The organism is Anoxybacillus ayderensis, from assembly GCF_013761015.1.
GTDB lineage: Bacteria > Bacillota > Bacilli > Bacillales > Anoxybacillaceae > Anoxybacillus > Anoxybacillus ayderensis.
The window spans coordinates 314,510-335,099 of sequence record NZ_JACDUV010000002.1 but is presented as its reverse complement, the minus strand read 5'-3'; the positions used below and the strand labels follow the sequence as shown (position 1 = coordinate 335,099).

General features: G+C 43.1%; 30 protein-coding genes and 1 riboswitch. Of the genes, 8 read left to right on the top strand and 22 right to left on the bottom strand.

Features of this window, described 5'->3' with window-relative positions; all coding sequences use genetic code 11:
* Positions 1 to 13: 13 nt before the first annotated feature.
* On the bottom strand, positions 14 to 859 hold the full coding sequence (gene glcT, locus HNR63_RS04080) for a glucose PTS transporter transcription antiterminator GlcT (protein WP_085789068.1): 846 nt from the start codon (positions 857 to 859) through the stop codon (positions 14 to 16).
* Positions 860 to 1,052: 193 nt separating this feature from the next.
* On the opposite strand from glcT, the gene HNR63_RS04075 reads away from it, so the two are divergent.
* Positions 1,053 to 1,856 (top strand): HAD family hydrolase, encoded by an 804-nt coding sequence (locus tag HNR63_RS04075; protein WP_181519919.1) that lies wholly within the window; start codon positions 1,053 to 1,055, stop codon positions 1,854 to 1,856.
* 18 nt (positions 1,857 to 1,874) lie between these two features.
* On the opposite strand, the gene HNR63_RS04070 is transcribed toward HNR63_RS04075, so the two are convergent.
* Complete coding sequence (locus tag HNR63_RS04070) at positions 1,875 to 2,924, bottom strand: C40 family peptidase (RefSeq protein WP_181519860.1); 1,050 nt, start codon at positions 2,922 to 2,924, stop codon at positions 1,875 to 1,877.
* A gap of 175 nt (positions 2,925 to 3,099) precedes the next feature.
* Here HNR63_RS04070 and HNR63_RS04065 point away from each other — a divergent pair, with 175 nt between their 5' ends.
* Complete coding sequence (locus HNR63_RS04065) at positions 3,100 to 3,864, top strand: alpha/beta fold hydrolase (RefSeq protein ID WP_181519859.1); 765 nt, start codon at positions 3,100 to 3,102, stop codon at positions 3,862 to 3,864.
* Positions 3,865 to 4,088: 224 nt separating this feature from the next.
* Here HNR63_RS04065 and mnhG read toward each other — a convergent pair whose 3' ends face one another.
* From mnhG to HNR63_RS04030, 7 genes are read right to left on the bottom strand one after another with little or no spacing between them, the layout of a single operon-like run.
* Positions 4,089 to 4,406, bottom strand: coding sequence for a monovalent cation/H(+) antiporter subunit G (gene mnhG, locus HNR63_RS04060; protein ID WP_246316738.1), 318 nt, complete (start codon positions 4,404 to 4,406; stop codon positions 4,089 to 4,091).
* Between the two features lie 13 nt (positions 4,407 to 4,419).
* A complete protein-coding gene (locus tag HNR63_RS04055) occupies positions 4,420 to 4,695 on the bottom strand; it encodes a Na(+)/H(+) antiporter subunit F1 (RefSeq protein ID WP_085789063.1) in 276 nt (91 codons plus the stop codon).
* Positions 4,692 to 5,168 (bottom strand): Na+/H+ antiporter subunit E, encoded by a 477-nt coding sequence (locus tag HNR63_RS04050; protein ID WP_042533673.1) that lies wholly within the window; start codon positions 5,166 to 5,168, stop codon positions 4,692 to 4,694. Before HNR63_RS04050 ends, HNR63_RS04055 begins: the two co-directional genes overlap by 4 nt.
* 6 nt (positions 5,169 to 5,174) lie before the next feature.
* Positions 5,175 to 6,647, bottom strand: a complete 1,473-nt coding sequence (locus tag HNR63_RS04045) for a Na+/H+ antiporter subunit D (protein WP_181519857.1) — start codon at positions 6,645 to 6,647, stop codon at positions 5,175 to 5,177.
* Entirely contained in the window at positions 6,640 to 6,972 is a 333-nt protein-coding gene (locus HNR63_RS04040) for a Na(+)/H(+) antiporter subunit C (protein WP_021095640.1), read from the bottom strand. Before HNR63_RS04040 ends, HNR63_RS04045 begins: the two co-directional genes overlap by 8 nt.
* On the bottom strand, positions 6,972 to 7,394 hold the full coding sequence (locus HNR63_RS04035) for a Na(+)/H(+) antiporter subunit B (protein ID WP_085789060.1): 423 nt from the start codon (positions 7,392 to 7,394) through the stop codon (positions 6,972 to 6,974). Before HNR63_RS04035 ends, HNR63_RS04040 begins: the two co-directional genes overlap by 1 nt.
* Positions 7,391 to 9,775 carry a Na+/H+ antiporter subunit A gene (locus tag HNR63_RS04030; RefSeq protein ID WP_181519856.1) on the bottom strand — a complete coding sequence of 795 codons (2,385 nt, stop codon included), beginning with the start codon at positions 9,773 to 9,775 and terminating at the stop codon, positions 7,391 to 7,393. Before HNR63_RS04030 ends, HNR63_RS04035 begins: the two co-directional genes overlap by 4 nt.
* A 112-nt stretch (positions 9,776 to 9,887) precedes the next feature.
* Here HNR63_RS04030 and HNR63_RS04025 point away from each other — a divergent pair, with 112 nt between their 5' ends.
* The gene (locus tag HNR63_RS04025) at positions 9,888 to 10,061 is read left to right on the top strand and encodes a hypothetical protein (RefSeq protein WP_181519855.1); all 174 of its coding nucleotides are present in this window, start codon (positions 9,888 to 9,890) and stop codon (positions 10,059 to 10,061) included.
* Here HNR63_RS04025 and HNR63_RS04020 read toward each other — a convergent pair.
* The 5 genes from HNR63_RS04020 to HNR63_RS04000 form a co-directional block, all read right to left on the bottom strand.
* Entirely contained in the window at positions 10,044 to 11,336 is a 1,293-nt protein-coding gene (locus HNR63_RS04020; RefSeq protein WP_181519854.1) for a globin-coupled sensor protein, read from the bottom strand. The genes HNR63_RS04025 and HNR63_RS04020 overlap by 18 nt on opposite strands.
* A gap of 80 nt (positions 11,337 to 11,416) precedes the next feature.
* Positions 11,417 to 11,560, bottom strand: a complete 144-nt coding sequence (locus tag HNR63_RS04015) for a YvrJ family protein (protein ID WP_021095644.1) — start codon at positions 11,558 to 11,560, stop codon at positions 11,417 to 11,419.
* A 69-nt stretch (positions 11,561 to 11,629) separates the two neighbouring features.
* Positions 11,630 to 11,845 carry a DUF2922 domain-containing protein gene (locus HNR63_RS04010; RefSeq protein WP_021095645.1) on the bottom strand — a complete coding sequence of 72 codons (216 nt, stop codon included), beginning with the start codon at positions 11,843 to 11,845 and terminating at the stop codon, positions 11,630 to 11,632.
* A gap of 12 nt (positions 11,846 to 11,857) precedes the next feature.
* A complete protein-coding gene (locus HNR63_RS04005) occupies positions 11,858 to 12,061 on the bottom strand; it encodes a DUF1659 domain-containing protein (RefSeq protein WP_004891408.1) in 204 nt (67 codons plus the stop codon).
* 50 nt (positions 12,062 to 12,111) lie between these two features.
* Positions 12,112 to 12,426, bottom strand: a complete 315-nt coding sequence (locus HNR63_RS04000; RefSeq protein WP_181519853.1) for a winged helix-turn-helix transcriptional regulator — start codon at positions 12,424 to 12,426, stop codon at positions 12,112 to 12,114.
* A 116-nt stretch (positions 12,427 to 12,542) separates the two neighbouring features.
* Between HNR63_RS04000 and HNR63_RS03995 the strand changes: the two genes are divergently transcribed.
* On the top strand, positions 12,543 to 13,145 hold the full coding sequence (locus HNR63_RS03995; RefSeq protein ID WP_021095647.1) for a nitroreductase family protein: 603 nt from the start codon (positions 12,543 to 12,545) through the stop codon (positions 13,143 to 13,145).
* Positions 13,146 to 13,160: 15 nt separating this feature from the next.
* Here HNR63_RS03995 and HNR63_RS03990 read toward each other — a convergent pair whose 3' ends face one another.
* Positions 13,161 to 14,417 carry an ATP-binding protein gene (locus tag HNR63_RS03990; RefSeq protein ID WP_181519852.1) on the bottom strand — a complete coding sequence of 419 codons (1,257 nt, stop codon included), beginning with the start codon at positions 14,415 to 14,417 and terminating at the stop codon, positions 13,161 to 13,163.
* Between the two features lie 18 nt (positions 14,418 to 14,435).
* Complete coding sequence (locus HNR63_RS03985; RefSeq protein ID WP_021095649.1) at positions 14,436 to 14,687, bottom strand: YueH family protein; 252 nt, start codon at positions 14,685 to 14,687, stop codon at positions 14,436 to 14,438.
* A 245-nt stretch (positions 14,688 to 14,932) separates the two neighbouring features.
* On the opposite strand from HNR63_RS03985, the gene HNR63_RS03980 reads away from it, so the two are divergent.
* Positions 14,933 to 15,457 carry a sigma-70 family RNA polymerase sigma factor gene (locus tag HNR63_RS03980; RefSeq protein WP_181519851.1) on the top strand — a complete coding sequence of 175 codons (525 nt, stop codon included), beginning with the start codon at positions 14,933 to 14,935 and terminating at the stop codon, positions 15,455 to 15,457.
* On the opposite strand, the gene HNR63_RS03975 is transcribed toward HNR63_RS03980, so the two are convergent.
* Positions 15,384 to 15,578, bottom strand: coding sequence for a hypothetical protein (locus HNR63_RS03975; protein ID WP_042536166.1), 195 nt, complete (start codon positions 15,576 to 15,578; stop codon positions 15,384 to 15,386). The two genes, HNR63_RS03980 and HNR63_RS03975, sit on opposite strands and share 74 nt — an antisense overlap.
* Positions 15,579 to 15,725: 147 nt before the next feature.
* Between HNR63_RS03975 and HNR63_RS03970 the strand changes: the two genes are divergently transcribed.
* Positions 15,726 to 16,013 (top strand): hypothetical protein, encoded by a 288-nt coding sequence (locus HNR63_RS03970; RefSeq protein ID WP_181519850.1) that lies wholly within the window; start codon positions 15,726 to 15,728, stop codon positions 16,011 to 16,013.
* An 88-nt stretch (positions 16,014 to 16,101) separates the two neighbouring features.
* The gene (locus HNR63_RS03965) at positions 16,102 to 16,278 is read left to right on the top strand and encodes a YkvS family protein (RefSeq protein WP_021095653.1); all 177 of its coding nucleotides are present in this window, start codon (positions 16,102 to 16,104) and stop codon (positions 16,276 to 16,278) included.
* 15 nt (positions 16,279 to 16,293) lie between these two features.
* On the opposite strand, the gene HNR63_RS03960 is transcribed toward HNR63_RS03965, so the two are convergent.
* From HNR63_RS03960 to queC, 5 genes are all read right to left on the bottom strand, one after another.
* Positions 16,294 to 16,983: an oxidoreductase gene (locus HNR63_RS03960; protein WP_246316725.1), complete on the bottom strand. Its 690-nt coding sequence runs from the start codon at positions 16,981 to 16,983 to the stop codon at positions 16,294 to 16,296.
* 117 nt (positions 16,984 to 17,100) lie between these two features.
* Positions 17,101 to 17,592 carry a preQ(1) synthase gene (gene queF, locus HNR63_RS03955; protein ID WP_075039389.1) on the bottom strand — a complete coding sequence of 164 codons (492 nt, stop codon included), beginning with the start codon at positions 17,590 to 17,592 and terminating at the stop codon, positions 17,101 to 17,103.
* Between the two features lie 18 nt (positions 17,593 to 17,610).
* Complete coding sequence (gene queE, locus HNR63_RS03950; protein WP_181519848.1) at positions 17,611 to 18,333, bottom strand: 7-carboxy-7-deazaguanine synthase QueE; 723 nt, start codon at positions 18,331 to 18,333, stop codon at positions 17,611 to 17,613.
* Positions 18,333 to 18,770, bottom strand: coding sequence for a 6-carboxytetrahydropterin synthase QueD (gene queD / locus HNR63_RS03945; RefSeq protein ID WP_009362722.1), 438 nt, complete (start codon positions 18,768 to 18,770; stop codon positions 18,333 to 18,335). The genes queE and queD overlap by 1 nt, the downstream gene beginning before the upstream one ends.
* A complete protein-coding gene (gene queC / locus HNR63_RS03940; protein ID WP_021095658.1) occupies positions 18,767 to 19,432 on the bottom strand; it encodes a 7-cyano-7-deazaguanine synthase QueC in 666 nt (221 codons plus the stop codon). The genes queD and queC overlap by 4 nt, the downstream gene beginning before the upstream one ends.
* Positions 19,433 to 19,508: 76 nt before the next feature.
* Positions 19,509 to 19,553, bottom strand: a riboswitch (PreQ1 riboswitch).
* Positions 19,554 to 19,693: 140 nt separating this feature from the next.
* On the opposite strand from queC, the gene phoU reads away from it, so the two are divergent.
* Entirely contained in the window at positions 19,694 to 20,353 is a 660-nt protein-coding gene (gene phoU, locus HNR63_RS03935) for a phosphate signaling complex protein PhoU (RefSeq protein WP_043965109.1), read from the top strand.
* Positions 20,354 to 20,590: the final 237 nt, after the last annotated feature.

The window sequence follows — 20,590 nt, the reverse complement described above, 5'->3', positions numbered from 1 at the left end:
GATAAGTGCCCATTTATTCACTTTTTCCAGTTAACCGTTGCAAATGCAACGTTAAATATACTGCTTCTGCTTCATCTACCGGAAGCTGCAACGTTTGCTGCATAATTTTTATGAGCTTCCACGACAAATTATAGCATAGTGGGTACGTCTCTTTCAATATGTTTGATAATTTTTTTGGCTCTTCAATTTTTTCTCCTTTTTTCACTCGCTCAATCGCATAGCGTAAATGACGAACAAACCGTAAATAATGAATGCTTTCGCGGTCAATGCGAATGTCGAGCTGTTCTTCAACGATGGAAACGAGGCGAGAAATGAGTTGCGAATGTTGATTCACTTCCGATAATTGATGATTCGTTAACGCACTATGAATGTGTAAAGCGATAAAACCGATTTCTCCTTCAGGGAGTTGAATATGTAATCGGTCATTTAACATGTTTACCACTTCGGTAGCGACGTCATATTCAAGCGGATATAAACTTTTCGTTTCCACTAAAAACGGATTTTTAATGTCCATCCCTTGTTCTAATCGCTTCATTGCGAACAAAATATGGTCCGTTAATGCGACGTGAATATGTTCGTTTAATGGGCTGTTCGTTCGTTTTCGGATGTGGTAAATGATGTCGTTCATTAAGCCGATAAATTCTTCATCGACATGCGGCAACAATTTTTTATATTGTTCTTGTTCACGCTCATTTTTTAAAATAAACCATTTTTCAACGTCTTTTTGTTCAATGACGTCTCCTTTCTTTTTGCCAAAACCGATGCCTTTTCCGATGAGTACGACTTCATCATACGTTCGATGCGAGGCAATGAGCACGTTGTTGTTTAATATTTTTTCAATGCGAAACGATTGTTCCACGTCTAGTTCGCTCCTTTAAAAACGTTTACATTACTTTCAATGTTACGAAACGAACGAAGCAACGTCAATGGAAATGAGATGTTTTTTGTCAAGACAGCTGTGAACGTTTTTTTACAATGAGGCATTTCAATTGCACAAATGCGTTTGTTCGATTAAACTTTTGTTCATCACAAAATGGAAAGGAGTTGCCATGATGATTCAACTCATCGTCACCGATTTAGATGGGACGTTGCTCGGTTACGACCGGCGCGTGAAAAAAGAAGATCGGGAAGCGGTCGTTCGTGCCATAACAAGCGGCATCCAGTTTGCTGTCGCTTCTGGGCGAATGGATAATGAAATTTTAGAAGTGTTAAAAGAAATCGGTCATGACGCGCATCGCATTAGCCAAAACGGCGCATTTGTGTACACAAACGATCACCGCCTTCTTCATAAGCGCGCATTCGATCCAGCGCTTGCGCGTTCCATTTATGAACAAGCGCGCACGCTTGAAGCGATCGTGCTCGTATGTAACGAACAAACGAGCTTTGTCGAAACGAAAACGGAACAAATTGAACAAATGAGAGCGCGGTTATTTTTCGATATTGTTGAAAAGCGAGAGATGCTTCATGCGATCGGGCGTGACATCCACCCGTCAAAAATTACGGTCATTGCGGAAGAACATGTCGTCAACCATTTTGAACACGTCGTCAATGAAACGTGGGGGCAACATGTCGATACGTTCATTTCTGAACCGCGTTGTTTAGACATTATGCCGAAACGAATTAGCAAAGGGGAAGCGCTTCAACTGTTAATGAATCATTTGCACATTCAACCGGAACAAGTCGCTTGCTTTGGCGACTCGTTCAACGATATTCCGATGTTTCGCCTCACCCCGCATAGTTTCGTCATGTCGCACGCGCACGAGCAAGTGAAAAAAGAAGCACGCTACGTCGTTTCCTCCGTGCATGAGGCGATCGAAACGGTGCTTCGCATAAACGAAAAGATGCCTCAAACGTAAGAGGCATCTTCCTTTCAATTAAAAAAGACGAACGGCTTTTACTGCACGCGGTGCCCAATACGGTTTCATGTTTGCAAACGCGACTCCCGTGCTTGTTGCGGCATGCAACAACGTTGAACTATCGACGACGATTGATACGTGGTTAATGCCGCCGTCTCCTGTCGTATCAAAAAAGATTAAGTCGCCTTTTCGAACGCTTGCAAGCGGCACTTCAGTTCCAACCATCGCTTGTTCGCGCGATGTGCGCGGCAACGTGATGCCGTTTTCGCTATATACACGATACGTAAACGATGAGCAGTCAAACACGTCTGTGCGCGTCGTCGGCGCACCGAACAAATATGCTGCACCGATATATTTTTTTCCTGTTTCAATCACTGCATTCGCTCTTTCTTCCCAAGAAAGCGGCACGTAAATCGTTTGCCCAACACGAATGAAATCGGCGCTCGTTATGCTCGGATTTAACGCAAGTAGATTGTTTACTGTTGTATTGAATGTTTTCGCAATCGTAGATAACGTATCGCCCGGTTGAACGATATATGGTTTTGTTGCGCTATTTGTCGTTGTTGGCGGTGTTATCGTTGTTGGTGCTGGCGTTGGTGACGTCAATTGATTTGTCGTTGTATTTGTTGTACTTGCCGCCGGCACTTGTAATACTTGTCCAACATAAATACGATTCACGTCTGTAATCGTCGGATTCAGTTCGAGAAGACGCGTGACGGTTGTATTCCATTTTCTCGCAATCGTAGATAACGTATCGCCACTTTGAATGGTATATGTCGTAGTTGTTGTATTTGTCGTTGTATTTGTCGTTGTATTTGTTGTTGTATTTGTTGGCGCAGTTGTTTGAACAGTTGTTTGTGCATCAGGCACTTGTAATACTTGTCCAATAAAAATCGTATCTGTCGTTAGCTGATTTAACGTTTTTAATTCAGTCACTGACGTACGGAACGTTTGGGCAATTTTCCATAACGAATCGCCTGATTTGACTGTATATTGCGCGGCATCTACCGCTTTTTCCCCTAAAAATAACGTCGATAATACCGCTCCAGCTACAATCGTTTTTTTCATCGTCCCAAACTCCTTTTTTCTTTTTTTGAAGCGCTTCTCTGCTCATATGATAACATGAAACTACAATTCTATTAACCGTATACTTTTAAACTTTTCTTCCATTAAATTGAAACAAGCATAAAATATCGATCTTTTTTCGCATACTATTCGTATGAAAACGAAAGGAAGATGCGAAATGGCTTACACATTTGTCGAACATTCCGTTCCTTTGTACTATGAAACGGTAGGAAGTGGGACACCGATTGTATTCGTTCATCCACCCGGCATGGGAAGCGTGACGTTTCATCGCCAGCAACGCGAACTTTCTTCTTCATTTCAAGTGATCACATACGATTTAAGAGGAAATGGAAAAAGCGGAAAAGGAAATAAGCCGATCACGATGGATATGTTAGCGAGCGATTTACATGAGCTGTTTAATCATTTACAAATCAAAGAGGCGATCGTTTGTGGCTATTCAAACGGAGGCTCGATTGCACAACATTTTGCCTTGCAATATCCGCATCAAGTGAAAGCGCTTATATTAATTGGTGGGTTTTCGGAAGTGTGTACCCCGCTATTGTATGGGGAATTTTTGATGGGCATTTATGCGGTCAAATGGCACGGACTATCTTTTTTAGCAAACGTGCTCGGTCGTTCCCACGGCATAACGAAAGAAGAACAACAAATGATTGCTAACTACGTTCGATTAAGCGACCGAAAACGATTGTATGAAATGTACGTGTCAGGACTTCATTACCGTTCTACCGACCGATTGCACGAGCTTCGCTGCCCTCTTTTACTTATATACGGCGCGCGCGACTATTACGTTCATGCGTATGGGCGTATATTTCAACAACATGCCCCCGACGTCCGTATCGTCTATGTCGATGGGGCACGCCATCAAATTCCAACAAAACATGATGCTGAACTCCATCTGATCATTCGTTCATATTTTTCGTAAGAAAAGCGCAAAGCGCCCCTATTTCGCCTAAAGACAGCCCGCGTCCTGCGGGCAACGGCGAAATGTCGCCATCCTTGGCTCCGCGAAGAGCGCACAAGCCCCACCGAGGAGGCTGTCGCCGCCGCAGTGTGGGGCGGAGCGACTCGAGCCGATGGCGCTTGGAGCTAGACAGCTCCCCAAATCTGAAATTTTATACTTTCTTATCTTGTAAAAAAAGCTGACGGTTATTTTCCGCCAGCTTTTTCTTTTAAATCGTCGCGAACCGTTCCTTCCCATCGCTCGACGTTCGCGTAATACGCCGCACGGCTAATGAGATGCGCCGCCACAGGAGATGTCATAAAAATAAAAACGATGCCAAGCAATAAACGAGAGTTAAAGTGGTTGTTTTCAATCAAAAAATGTAAAAACGCCCCAAGTAAAATGCACATGATGCCGAGCGTCGTACTTTTACTAATCGCATGGCTACGCGTATACACATCCGGCAAACGAATGGCGCCGACAGCAGATAAAAGGGTAAGCACCGCCCCGAGTAAAATGAGCATTGCGACAATCACATTAGCGATCGTTCCCACGTTCGATGACAACCCCTTTCTCTAAAAACTTCGCAAACGCCACCGTCCCGACAAACGCTAAAATGCCGATGAGCAAAATGACATCTAAAAACGCGCTCGTATTTAACAACATCGAAACGATCGCAACCATACCCGCAAGCGTAATGCCCATCGCATCAAGGGCAATGATGCGATCGGCGACGCTTGGCCCTTTCACAACGCGATATAAAAAACCGATCATCGCTAATGACAAAATGACGAGGGCGATATTGGCAATCATTTGCTCACCTCCATAATCGTTTTTTCAAACGATTGTTTAATGCTTTCAATCGCTTCATGCACATCTGGGCTATTTAACGCATGAATATACAACGTGCTTCCATCATCGGATACGTCTAAAACGAGCGTACCCGGTGTGAGCGTAATCAGCATCGCTAAAATCGTAATTTCCCACTCTTTTTTTAATTCCGTCGGCAATGCGAAAATAGCAGGCTGAATCGTTAACGGACGTTTCATAACGACTTTTGCCACTGCGATGTTCGATAAAATGAGCTCTTTGAAAAAGATAAACAGCAACTTCACAATGACAAACACAGGAAAGAGATAAAAGCGCGAATGGAAAAAGCGTCGCAACATAAAAATAATAAACAGCCCGATCATATAGCCGATAACAAACGAGGCTCCGTTAAATGAAACCGTTAAAAACATCCATACGAACGCTAAACAAACGTTTAATAAAATTTGAAATGCCATCGCTTTCTACTCCTTTAACACCGCTTGAATGTACACACTCGGTTCCGTCAATACGTTCACCGCATCCACAACGAACGGGCGGACAAATTCTACGCCAACGCCGTATGAAACGGATAAAACAAGCAACACGAGCACAGGAACGATTCGTCCGTCAAGCTGCTTTTGTTCAAATCCTTTTTTCTCTCCCCAAAAGCCGTTCATAAATATTTTCATGATGGAATATAACACAAGCAAACTCGACAATAAAATGACGATCGCTTCAAATATGAGATGTGCATCGAAGCTTGCTTTTACAATGAGCAACTTGCCGATAAATCCGCTAAATGGCGGAATACCCGCAAGCGATAACGCGGCGATAAAAAACGACCAACCAAGAAGCGGGTATGACGCAATTAACCCGGAAAACGAACGAATATCGTTCGAACGCGTAATTGAAAAGATGATGCCAACGAACAAAAAGAGCGTCGTTTTCATGACCATGTCTTGCAACAAGTAAAAAATTGTTCCTTCTACACTTTCTGGGGTCATGATGGAAATGCCAAAGATCATGACACCAACAGCGGCAATAATGTTATAAATGACGATGTAACGCATATCGTGATACGCCACCGCTCCAATGACGCCGATCGCGATCGTGCCGAGCGCAAGCCAAGCGAGCAACGTATGCGTGTAGGCAGCATCATGCGTAAATAAAAGCGTAAACGTGCGCAAGATCGCATATACCCCTACTTTTGTCAACAAGCCTCCAAATAGCGCTAACACAGGTGTCGGCGGCGCATAATATGCCCCCGGAAGCCAAAAGTATAACGGGAAAATCGCCCCTTTTAATCCGAATACAACGATAAACAATACCGCAATAACCGTTAAAATCGGGGACGAGCCAAGATCATGAATGCGCTGAGCTAAATGCGCCATATTTAACGTTCCTGTCACCGCATATAAATACGCCACCGCAACGACGAATAAAGCGGACGAAATGACGTTGACAAGCGTATATTTAATCGTTTCACGCAATTGTATTTTCGTCCCGCCAAGCACAAGTAACACGTACGAAGACATAAGCATCACTTCAAAAAAGACGAACAAGTTAAATAAATCGCCTGTCGTAAACGATCCGTTCACACCAACGAGCAAAAATTGAAAAAACGAATAGTAATAAAACGTTTCTCGCTCTTTGCCAATGGCGTAAAACGAATAAACTAAGCAGGCAAGCGCGATGATGCTTGCCGTAAGCACAAGAAGCGCAGATAACGAATCGGATACGAGCGTAATGCCAAATGGCGCTGGCCAATTTCCGACGTTTAACGTTTGAATGCCGTCTGTATGGACGCGATAAAGCAACACGCTACTTGCGACGACTAAACTACTTGTCGCTACCGCTGAAACGGCACGTTGCCAAAACACGTGCTTCGGAAAGAAAATAAGAATGATTGCCGTCACAAGCGGAATGACAATCGGCAAAAGTAGAAGGTTACTCATCTCCCTTCATCCCTTCCATATGGTCTGTTCCAATTTCTTGGTATGAACGATACGCTAACACTAAGAAAAATGCTGTTACCCCAAAACTGATCACAATCGCCGTTAAAATGAGCGCTTGCGGCAGCGGATCGACGTATCGCGTCGCTTTTTCCCCTAAAAGCGGCGGGGCGCCTACTTTTAATCCGCCCATTGTCAACAATAACAAATGAGCGCCATGGCTAAGCAAACCTGTACCGATAATGATGCGAAGCAAACTTTTGCTTAGCATTAAATATGTCGCGGCGGTAAATAAACAACCGATGACGACAATCATAAGCAGTTCCATTAGTCGCTCTCCCCTATCGTTTCAATAATAATCATCGTCACGCCGACGACGACAAAATAAACACCTAAGTCAAATAACACCGCGGTATGAAGCGACGTATGGTCAAGCAACGGCAAATGGACGTATTGATACGCATGCGTTAAAAACGGACGGTCGAGAAATAGGCTGCTTATTCCTGTTCCGACCGCAAACAACAATCCAATCGCCACAAGCCATTTATAATTGATCGGAACCATGCTGCGAACCGTTTCAATATCGAACGCTAAAAGCAATAAAACGAGCGCACCAGCTGTCATTAATCCGCCAATAAAACCGCCGCCCGGATAATAATGTCCTGCAAAAAACAGTTGAACGGAAAACAGCACGATGATTGGCGTGACGACCGCTGTTGTCGTTCGTAAAATGACATCGTTTCGCTTCATCGTTCCTCCTCCTTCGCAAGCCGCAATTTCACCATCGCATAAATGCCTAATGCAGCAATGGCTAGCACGCATATTTCAAACAACGTATCAAAGCCGCGAAAATCGACTAAAATGACGTTGACCATATTTTTTCCAGCCGCTTTTTCATACGTATTGTCTACGTAATATTGCGAAATGGAATCAAAATGTTTTCCTGCATACGCAAAAAAGGCAATGACGCTCATCGTGACGCCAACCGCAACAGAAATGAGCGCGTTTCCTACGTTAAAACCGACGCTTTCTTGCTTTTGGCTAAATTTCGGCAAATGGTAAAAACAAAGCAAAAAGAGCGCCACAGAAATCGTTTCAATGACAAGTTGCGTGAGCGCTAAATCCGGAGCGCGAAAGAGCACGAAAAACAACGCCATCGAATAACCGACAGCCCCTAACGAAACGATAGCTGTTAAACGTGATTTCGCCATCACCGTCGTGATCGTCGCTGCGATCATAGCTAAAGCTAGCACCACTTCATATATACGAACGTGCGCTAGGCGGCTTAAATCGACGTTCCATTGCTCGCTTACACCGATCGTAAACAAAAGCAAGACGACAAGCGACGTAAAAATGTACATCAAGTACGCGCGCATCGAACCAGTCATGATGCGTGAAGTAAACGCCCGTGCCCCTCTTTCCATCCAAACGAACGACTGGTCGTAAAAAAAGTTTAACGACATCCGTTCAGAAAGGCGAGCATACACCTTTTTCCATTTTGGAAACGTGCGGTATAACAACAAACCGAACAATAACACGCCAATCGTCATAAACAATTCTGGCGTAAACCCATGCCAATGAGAAATATGCACATCAACCGCTTCATTTGGCGTAAACAGTCCGTATAACACCGCATATACGGCTGGTGCTAATATAGAGTCGGACAATACATTTGGCACAATTCCGATGAAGATGACGAGCAACGCGAGCACAATTGGTGCTATGAGCATACCAATTGGAGCTTCATGCGCTTCTTTTTTCAATAAATGCGGCTTGTACGTGCCAAAAAACGTGCGGCTCACGAAAAGCGCGCTATATAAAAACGTAAATATGCTCGCAATCCACGCGACAACCGGTAAAATAGCCGCCCATCCTGCCACTTCTTTCGCGCGCAACATCGCAGTAAAAAACATTTCTTTACTTAAAAAACCGTTAAACGGCGGCAGTCCTGCCATCGAAAGCGAACCGACGAGCGCGATCGTAAACGTCATCGGCATGATCGTCATTAAACCGCCGAGGCGGCGAATGTCGCGCGTTCCTGTTTCATGGTCAACGATGCCGACGACCATAAATAAACTTCCTTTAAACGTCGCATGGTTAAACAGATGGAAAATGGCAGCTAACACCGCAACCATAAATATGTTTTCTTCCATCCAATCGTAATGAAACGCCAATCCCCCGACTCCTAACAGCGACGTAATTAAACCGAGCTGGCTGACCGTTGAAAACGCTAAAATCGCCTTTAAATCCGTCTGTTTTGACGCTAAAAACGATGCCCAACATAACGTCACAAGCCCGACGAGCGCCACAGTCCAAACCCAAAAAGACGAAACGGCAAAAATCGGCGTCAAGCGCGCAATTAAATAAATACCTGCTTTCACCATTGTAGCGGAGTGTAAATACGCACTAACAGGCGTTGGCGCTTCCATCGCATCAGGCAACCAAATATAAAACGGAAATTGCGCTGACTTCGTAAAAGCACCAAGCAAAATAAGGAAAAGAGCGGGGATAAACAGCGGATGTTCCGTTAATGGTGTGCTGATGAGTTCACGAATGTGATACGTTCCACCTGCGATCGCAAGCGCAACAAACCCACCAAGCATAAGCAAGCCGCCAAACATCGTAATAAGCATCGATTTTTGCGCCCCATAGCGCGAACGATCACGCGTATACCAATAAGCAATTAATAAAAATGATGAAATAGACGTTAATTCCCAAAAGACGTATAGCGCAATGAGATGGTCAGATAGGACAACACCGAGCATAGCGCCCATAAATAAAAGCAAATATACGTAAAAATGGCCGAGCTGTTCTTTTCCTTTTTGCAAATAATAAATGGAATATAGCACAACGAGTGTACCGATCCCTGTAATTAACAATGCAAACAATAAGCTTAACCCATCGACATATACGTCAAAAGAAATGTGAAGCGACGGAATCCATGGCATTGTTGCACGAATCGCTTCATCGTTGCGCACGTCGTTCACATAAGATAAAAAATAAACAAATAACGCAAGCGGCAGCGGTAAAACAAACCACCCGACGTGCAGCGAGCGAACGAATTTGTACAACAACGGAACGAATAGCGCCAACAAAAATGGCGCGAACATTGCGATATGTAATGTCGACAAAACAATCAACCCCCTTCTGACATAACGATCCTCTTTTTTATACGAACCATATGTATAAAAAGTTTCACTTTTTTTCAAAATACATAGTAAAAACAAAAAAGGAGCGAAAGCGATGGTTGCTTTTTTTATGTTTGCCATGTTTTTTGCTGACTATGAAGTCGAAGGAAAAAAAATCGAGCCTTTCATTTACGCGACGGTAAACGAAAGGCATCGTGAGCCGTTTCAGCCGAGGCAATATATTCGAAAAGTAGAGAAAAAAGAGGATGGATTACAATTCGCTCGCTAGCCCTTCCAATTCATCAGCAGATGCGGATACGTGTTCCATCGCCTCATGAATTTCACTTACTGCTTCCGCGCACGCTTTCATTTCGTCGTCAATTCGTACGTTATATTGGCAAATGCGTTCAAGTGCGGATGCAAATTCATCAAAAAACGAATAAATCGTTTCCATTCCATTTGTACTCTCGGTCACAGAAAGCGATGCAAGTTCAAGCGATTGCGACATCGCAACAATATGATCATGAATATCGCTTAATACGCGCGATACATCAGCGACCGATTGTTTCGTTTGCGTCGCCAGTTTGCGCACTTCATCGGCAACGACAGCAAAGCCTTTTCCGTGCTCTCCCGCGCGCGCTGCTTCAATCGAGGCGTTCAGTGAAAGCATATTCGTCTGATCTGCAATAGACGTCACAAGCGAAGCGATATGTTCAATTTCTTTCATCGCTTGTTGAAGTTTGCCCATATTCGCTTCAATTTGTTTCATTTTTTCATTCATTTGTAGCATGTTTTCTACTTGCGCTTGCAATTGTTGTTTTCCTTTTGCCGATTTTTCAGCGCTTGCGACAGCCACGTGAGAAGCTTCTTGTGCCGCCTGCAAAATGCCAGCGGTTTGCGCGTTTAACGCCGCGACGGAAGCGCTTACTTCATCGGACGCATGACTTAGCTGTTGAAGCGATACTTTCACTTGTTCTTTCATTTGTTGTTTCAATGTCTCCATTTGTAAACGAAGCTCTTCGTTTTCTCGTTCATATTGTTCTAACACGAGCTGTTGTTCGACGTTTAACATTTTAGAGACGGATTTCATGACGACAATGACATACGATGGCTGACGTAATTGTTCTAACATGACCGCTAAAATTTCCTCAAGCAAATGTTGAAACGAAGCGATGTACCATTTCGGCTCTAAACCGATGCGAACGTGTGCTTGGGCAACGCGGCGTCTTTTTTCAATAAACGCTTCATCAATGTTTCCGTTAAACATTTCTTTTACATGTGTCGTTAATGTTTGTTTTAAGCGCTCAATCGTGCTATGTTGTTGAATGATTGAAAGCAAATGGCTTTCTTTTTGAAGCGCACCATAAAAGGCGTCAACGATGCGAGCAATATTTGCTTCAATATAAGGTTTGACGTGCTGTAAAATGGCAACATCTTTCGTCGTCATCCCGATGAGCGCTAGCTGTCGTTCGACTGTCCCTTCATGGAGGCGAATCGGCTCTTCTTTCATTTGTAAAATCGCTTCAAGCTGTAAATCGCGCTCCTCTTGTTTTCGTTTAAACAAAATAAAACCCCCTTAACTCACATAACCAACTTGCTTACATGTTTATGTTAACAAAAGGAATGCAAAAAGAAAACACCCATTTAGTTGGGTGCTTTCCATTGTTCGCCTAACATGCGAATCGAGTCGATGACCGCATCTAGTTTGCCTTCGATCCGATGCAGTAAATAAAACGTCACCGCAATCGGAAAACCGACATCGGAAAGAAGCGACAAATACGCTTCCATCTTTCTCAACCCCTTCGATTTTCGCTTATATATAACAAGGTGTCCTGACGCACAGGACACCTTGAGCGTTTATGCAAACGTCCATTGTGTCACCGTTGTATCGATGAGGCGCGCTCCTTTTTTCGCGATGAGATCGCCTCCACTCGATGGAAAGACGTTTGCGGCAATGATGACATCCATCGCTTGACTAATTTGCGCTTCTGTCACATCTTCACGCGGTGCATCGATGCTGAAACGAACCGTCTTTCCTTCCTCATTCATAAACTGCAATTCAAGCGTTTTCATTTGTCATCCCTCCTATTCGCCTAATACGTGCACATCGTTGCGATATACGTGAACGAGCGGCGCGCTTTGCAAAGATGCAAGCGCTTGGGCAACAGAGACGAGCGAGCTTTCCGTTGCGTTCGGTTTGATCGTATACGTTTTGTTTTTATATAGCGGTTTGCCCGTTTCTGTCACGCCAACTTCAAACGTTAAACGAAGTTGTGAACGTTGAAGCATGTCTTCCCCCTCCTTTCACCTATAACTATCGCAACGACAACGGCAAAAGGTTAGGGACTACACCATTTTTCTGCCCACACTTGCACCGCTTCCATCACGATGTGTAAATCTTTCCCTTTTTCCGTTAATTCATATTCAATGCGCACAGGCTTTTCAGGGTAAACGTGGCGAACGACAATGTGTTCTTCTTCTAATTCTTTTAATCGTTCCGTTAACATTTTTTGGCTAATTTCCGGGATGCTTTCCGCTAAATCTTTGAAACGAAGCGGTCCGCGAAATAAAACGTGAATAATTAACCCATTCCATCTTTTTCCCAGCAGTTGAAACGCTGCTTCAATTTTCGGACAAACATGCGAACGTTCCATAAATCATCACCCTATGCATGAAATTTGACAAACTTATTGTAACTAAATTAATATAATTATCGTAACTAACAAAAAGTAAGTAATTTTATTTTTGTACATTTAAGGAGGAAATATATATGATTTCAATTATTGAACAACGACAATCCGTTCGGAAATACGATCCGAACGCTTCGATTTCGAAAGAACAACTAACAAAAATTTTACAATTAACGACGAAGGCGCCTTCCGCTTGGAATTTGCAACATTGGCATTTCGTCGTCATCTCTGGAAAAGAAGCGCAACAAAAGCTCCTTCCGATCGCTTACAACCAACAACAAATCGTTGATGCATCGGCGGTCGTTGCGGTACTTGGCGATTTACAAGCAAATAAAAAAATAGATGCCGTATATGACCCGCTTGTCGCACAAGGAAAAATGACAAAAGAAGTGAAAGAAACGCTCGCCAAACAAATTGAAGGAGCGTATACAAACGCACAATATGCGCGCGATGCTGCGTTAACGAACGCTTCGTTAGCTGCGATGCAACTCATGCTTGTCGCAAAAGCTGAAGGGTTTGATACGTGCGCGATCGGCGGCTTTGACCCACAAGCATTTATGAAAGAGTTTCACATTTCTGACCGATACATTCCGGTGATGCTCATTACAATCGGTAAAGCGAGCGCACCTGCCCATCCTTCTCTCCGTTTACCAGTAGATGAAGTCACGACATGGGTAGAGTAATAAAAATGACCCGTTTTAAGACGGGTCATTTTTATATGTTGGTAAGATGATTTCAACCCGCGTTCCTTTGCCAACTTTGCTTTCAATTTGCATCGTGCCTTTATGTTCATGAACGATTTTCATGCTTGTCGTTAACCCAAGCCCCATTCCTTTTTCTTTTAACGTGTAAAACGGTTCGCCAATTCGTTTTAAACGCTCTCGCTCAATCCCTTTTCCTGTATCTTCGATGAGGATATGGACGCGGTCATCTTTTTCTTTCGTAGAAATGGTGATTGCTCCTCCCTTTGGCATCGCTTCTAATGCGTTTTTGATGACGTTGACAAACACTTGAATGATCTCGTTTTTGTCGCCATATACGGTTGCCGATGTGTGCGGTTCGTATTTTATTTGTACATTTTGCAAAATCGCTTCATACGTAAACAGCCCGATCACGTAGTCAACAACGTCGTGTAAAGCGAACGGTTTATACGATTTCATTTGCGGTTTCGCAAGCACGAGAAGTTGGCTCACGATTTGATTGACGCGCTCAATTTCATCCAACATAATTTGCACGAAACGTTCATCTACTTCTTTCGTTTCTTTCATCATTTGTAAAAAGCCTTTAATGGACGTGAGCGGATTGCGAATTTCATGGGCGATGCCTGCCGCTAGCTCGCCGATGACCGATAGTTTTTCTTTTTTCAACAACAGCTGTTCAGCAACTTTTTGTTGTGTAATGTCGCGCCCGATGACGACAAGCCCTTTTCGTTTTCCGTTTTCGTAAAATAGCGGCACTTTAATGACGTCAAACGTTTTCACTTCACCGTTTGGCGTCGAAAACGATTCTTCCGCACGCGTCACCGTTTTTGCCCGCCACGCTTCTTCATCCGAATCGATGCAATAAAGCAATGCTTCGCGAAAATGAGGAGTATATTCCGCCAGTTCGGCATCTGTTTTTCCTTTATAATCGACATGCTCAAGCTCGTATAGCTTTAAGCCAAATTCGTTTACTCTGAGCCAACGTCCTTGTCCATCTTTCAATGATACGAAATCAGGCATCGCATGAATGAGCGTCAACAGCTCTTGTTCGCTTTCGCTCATTTGTTTTAATTCGCGATGTTTTTTAAAAGCGATATACATAAATACGGCAGATAAAATGACAAACATAAACCCTTTAAACGTTTGAACATATGGCACGATCTGTTGCGGAAGCGGCAACTTTTCTACATAAAAATCAGTCAATACGATCCAAATGGTGCTGACAATCACATAAATGACAATAGCGTATTTCATCTAGCAACGAAACCTTTCTTACATTTCTCTCATCCATTGGGCAAGCTTCATCGCAAGCGGCGAAACATGCTCTTCTTCTAACACGTTCGCAAGCGACTGTTGTAAACGTGATTCGATATGAACGAAATCATCATAGCTAACATAAATGGACCATTCCAAATACGGAATCGCAACAACGATATATTGTTCTTTTTTATTTTCATAAATGTATACGTTTTGTTGAGAAGAATGTGGATCAATACATGCTTTTCTTATTTTCATCTTGCTCATGCCTTTCCATTTTTTATTATCATAACACAAAATTTTTCCATTGTTCAAAACATTTTTTCGGAAAATCCTTTATTTCCTGCCTGTTTTCCCCCCGATTTTTTGTATTTCCTTAAGGGAAATGGTGTATATGCGAGACGTAAATGGGCGATTTTTCTCCGTTTTGTCTTTCGCATCATACAAGCGTTTTTGTTAGGCTAAATGTACCGCGGAATAACTGAGGGCGCGCCTTCAAGAAAGGGATATATATGTCTTTTGAAAAAATTGTTGACGAATATCGCCCGCTCATTTCTTATATGATTCGCAAGTTGCATATTCGCCGTCATGTCGATGAATATATGCAAATCGGTTTAATCGCGCTTTGGGAAGCATATGAGCGATACGATGAAACGAAAGGCTCTTTTTGTACGTTCGCATTTAAAATGATTCGGTGGCGCATCGTATCACAGCTGCGCAAAGAAACGAAAAACGTATATGTTCCGTTGCCAGAAGAATATGTGCTAAAAGAAGATGTCGATTTTTTTGCCAACATCGTATGGGAAGATGCGCTGCAATATTTAACGCCGCGCGAGCGCATATGGCTTATTCGTCATGTGATCGAAGGAAAAACGTTAAAACAAATTGCCGATGAAGAAGGAGTAAGTATAAACGCCGTAAAACAATGGCGCATGTCCGCCGTCAAAAAGCTAAAACGTTACGTTAACTGCGCGGCTCATCCATATAGTAATACACGACATCGCCGCCACGCTGGGCGACGCCGCGAAAATGTTTAAAATCTTCTTGTTGGACGAGCACATGACGAAACGTTAAAAAATGTTCTTTTTTTACAAGTAAGTGTGGAACGTCGCGTGTGCGCAATTGTTCAATTAGTCGCTTCGCTTCTTGTTCAGTCACGTTTATCCCTCCCTCTTTGTTTTAACGCGCTGAACGATACATGTCAATACGATGTGTGAATGCCTAATTTTGTTATATTGACACACGTCTATGGAAAATGCACATACAATGTTGGTGGATTCTAAATGAAAGAAAGGAAGATGAACGATGAATGACTGGAATATGTATGAAGATTTCCGATTAGATCAACAAATGATGCCCCAGCAAATGCCACAGATGATGCCGCAACAAATGCAGCCAATGCCAATGCCACAAATGATGCCGAGCGATTGTGGCTGTGGGATGCCGATGGGACCGATGTGGCCAGGAATGCCACAAATGATGCCACAACAAATGCAGCCAATGCCAATGCCACAAATGATGCCGCAACAAATGATGCCAGGCGGTTGCGGGGCACCAATGTGGCCGTACATGCCGTATGGGCCACAGCGTTAAAAATAGTTGAAAATGCCCTTTACGAACGAGGAAAAATCATGCAAAATAGAAAAAAGGTTTAAAAATTCAAAAGTAAAGGGGATTTTCAATGAAAAAAGCGCAAATTGGCGATGTCATTGAATTTAAAAATGGGTTGCGGGGAATCGTTGAAAAAGTAAACGAAAATTCAGTTATTGTCGACTTAACGTACATGGATAACTACAAAGAACTCGACTTACAAGAACGAACAGTCGTCAACCATAAAAACTACAAAATTGTAGAGTAACGAAAAGAGGGCTGCTTATTGTTGATGAGACAGCCCTCTTTGTTGTTCACATTGACCTTTCATTTCGCTACATTCGTAAATGTATACTCCTTGTTTTTCCGAAAGCGCAGCATAATACATCGCTTCCGCCACTTGTTTTGCAGCGATCGGCTTATATTTTTCCCATTTGCCGACGAACGCAAACGAAAAACCGTGAGAAAGCCATTCCGCTGTTTTTTCACCGAAGCGAAATTCTTGTCGCTCTCCTGTTAATAACGATGGGCGAAAAATGTGTAACGAGCGAATCGTAAGCCGCTGCAACGCTTCTTCCGTTTCCCCTTTGACGCGATTGTAAAAAAACATCGAATGCGGATCTGCCCCGATCGCAGAAACGAATAAAAACGTTTTGACGTGGCATTTTTCCGCTAGTTTTGCCACCCGCAACGTATATTCGTAATCGACTTTAATAAATTGTTGTTTTGTTTTTGCTTTTTTCATCGTCGTCCCTAAACAACTAAATACATCGTCGACATGAAAATATTGTTCATATTGTTCGATGTTGTCAAAATCAACGACAACTTGTTGTAATTTTTCATGCTCGCACGCCATTTGCTTTCGAACAAACACCGTCACTCGTTCATAATGCTCTGAGCGAAGCAATCGTTGGAGAAGCTCACCTCCGACTAACCCGCTTGCTCCGATCACAAGAGCTGTTCTTTGTCTCAAATGAAGACCCCCCAAACAAAAAAAGGTTCGTAACAATTTGTCATTATATACCCGTTTGCGAAAAAAAACTAGTTCTCTTTTATGAATTTTTTAAGGCTGACTTATGAGCCAGCCTTCTTAGCGATTATCCACTTTTTCCGGATATAAATCGTGGTTTAATAAGCGATATTCCGCCATTTTTTCATATTTCGTTCCCGGGCGGCCCCAGTTGCAATACGGGTCAATGGAAATGCCGCCGCGCGGTGTGAATTTTCCCCAAACTTCAATGTAACGCGGCTCCATGACGCGAATTAAATCGTTCATAATAATATTGACGCAATCTTCATGGAAATCGCCATGATTGCGGAAACTAAATAAATATAACTTCAACGACTTACTTTCAACACATTTTTTATCAGGAATGTAACTAATGTAAATTGTGGCGAAATCTGGTTGATTTGTTTTAGGGCATAGGCTCGTGAACTCCGGACAGTTAAATTTTACAAAGTAGTCGCGATCGGGATGTTTGTTATCAAACACTTCAAGAATGTCTGGGCTGTATTCGAATACATATTTCGTTCCTTGGTTTCCAAGAAGCGTGACTCCTTGTAGTTCTTCATCTTTTCTCATCGTTTTCTCCTCCTTTAGTTATACGCCGCGACGATTGCCCCATAATAACGTGTGTAGTTGCGGCAAGACGCGAACGTCATTCATCTCGTTTGATTGCACAACTTGTTCGACGAGCCATTCAAGTTTTTGTAATAACTTTAAGCGAAGCGTGATGTCGTCTGCTTCATGTATATCATCGTTGCCGACTTGCACGTAAAACGGAACGGTCGGGTAGCGTTGATGCACATGTTTGGCATAAGCGAAATCTTCATCGTTAAATACGACGACTTTTATACTCACTTGTCCGCGATGGCTCGCTAATCGGTCCATGATCGTATCAAGCATCGCAAAGTTTGTTTCCATGTTTGAGCTCGGCGGCTTTGGTGAAATCGTGAAATCATCGATATCGTAAAACCAGTCTTGCCATACGCTTCCTTGCGTCTCTAAGCCGATGCGCATTCGATGTTGTTTCAGTAAAGAAATGAGCGCATGCAAACTTTTAAGCAGCGCAGGATTGCCGCCTGAAATCGTCACATGGTTAAAACGATCCCCGCCAAGCTGTTTCAGTTGTTGCCAAATGTCTTCAGCCGTCATTTGTTTTATTTCATCTCTCGCCGAACCGTCCCACGTAAACGATGAATCACACCAACGACAACGATAGTCGCAGCCTGCCGTGCGGACAAACATCGTTTTTTGCCCGATGACCATGCCTTCACCTTGAATCGTCGGGCCGAAAATTTCAATGACCGGAATGCGCTCCATTATTGTTTCCCTGCTTTCGGACGATATACGACGTAGCTTGTCGGGGACTCCCGCACAAACACTTGAACGCATGTCGGTTTATTCGGCAACGTGTCTAAATGTTCTTGAACAATTTCTGCAATTTTTCGCGCTACCACTTCTGTCGTCGGAAAATGTTCAGCAGCTGTATCGCTAAATACATCTTTATGATCGTTCATAACCGTATGATCAAAACGGTTGTGCACAAGTTTTTTCAACTGTTGAAAGTTAATTAAAAAGCCCGAATCATCTAGCTCGTCACCGGCAACAGTAATGTTGATAAAATACGTATGTCCGTGCATGTTCGCACATTGCCCGGCTGCTTCATGCGGAATAAAGTGCGCCGCCGCAATTTGCATATCTTTATTTAATTCATAGCGAAATGGGTGTATCACTTGCGGATAAATTTGTTGGATCATTGCACATGCGCCCCTTTCTTTTCACTCATATATTGATCAAGACCTCGTTTACGCAACACGCACGCTGGACATTCGCCACAACCGTCAGCGATGATGCCGTTGTAGCACGTGAGCGTTTTCGTGCGCACGAACTCAAGCGCATGCAACTCATCAGCAAGCTTCCACGTTTCTGCTTTATTTAACCACATGAGCGGCGTATGGATGACAAAGTCGTAATCCATCGCTAAATTAAGCGTCACGTTTAACGACTTAATAAATACGTCCCGGCAATCCGGATAGCCGCTAAAGTCCGTTTCACATACGCCCGTCACGAGATGACGTGCCCCTTTTTGTTTCGCAAGCACCGCGGCAAACGATAAAAACAATAAATTGCGCCCATCGACAAACGTGGACGGCAATTGTCCTTCTTTTTGTTCGATCGCTATATCGCTTCTTGTCAGCGCATTTGGTGCGAGCTGATTTAATAGCGACATATCGAGCACCGTATGTGGCACGTCAAGCTCTTTGGCGATCGATGCGGCAACGTCAATTTCGAGCCGATGGCGTTGGTTGTAATCAAACGTCACCGCTTCGACTTCCGCAAAATGTTTTTTCGCCCAAAATAAACATGTCGTACTATCTTGCCCGCCGCTAAAAACGACGACTGCTTTTTCTTTTTTCATTTTTCGCTCCCCTTTCTTACGTAATGAGAAGAAAGAGCGTTCTAAAACAAAAACGCTATACCCCCTAAGGACATAGCGATCCCTAGTTTTTTTATAGAGGGTGTTCTAGAACCTCTCCTACGCAAAAAGCGTAGAATTCTTCTTCAATTGTACGCCTAACAATATACCATAAAACATATATTCATTCTATAAAAAAATTATGCTTTATTTGTGAACTGTTTTCAGGATATAATAACAACAAAAAAAGTTAGGTGATTCAACATGACAAAACGTTCAACTTTTGATGCGGCGCTTCAACAACTGCGCGAAAAATTAATGACGATGGTATCTGCTTCGCAACAAGCGCTACATGAATCGATTGAAGCGTTACAAACGCAAAATATCACAAAAGCAGATGAAATTATCGAAAACGATAAAAAAATTAACGAACTGGAGCGCGAAATTAACGAACTAGCGATTATGACGATTTTAAAACAACAACCGGTCGCATCTGATTTACGTCGGTTAATCGTTGCGCTGAAAATTTCGTCTGATGTCGAGCGCATTGGTGACATTGCGGTCAATATCGCAAAATCGGTCAAATTTATCGGCACAGAACCGCATGTAAAACCAATCGTCCACATTCCTGAAATGGCGGCGATCGTCAACGAAATGTTAGATCATGCGCTTCATGCGTTCCATAACGACGACGTTGAAGAGGCGAAACGCATTGCGCTTGAAGACGATCGAGTAGACGAATTACAAGGAAAAATTATTCAAGAATTAATTGATTTAATGAGCGAAAAGCCAGAGTTTACAAACCAAATTACACAATTGTCGTTCATCACGCGCAACTTAGAGCGCGCTGGCGACCATGTGACAAATATCGCTGAAAATATTTTATATAGCGTCAAAGGAATTCGCATTGATTTAAACTATTAAACATTTGGGTGCCTCCCATCGTTTTGGGGCATCCTTTTTTTGTCGATTTCTTTTTGATGTGATGATATAATTTTGTCGGAGGAGGTGAGTAAATATGGATGATATGCTCAAACGTATTTTCGATGAGCTCGCATTGTTGCGTGAACGCATGGCGACAAAAGATGACATTGCTGCCATGGACAAGCGTATGGAACACATCGAGCAAACGATGGCGACAAAAGATGATATCGCTGCCAT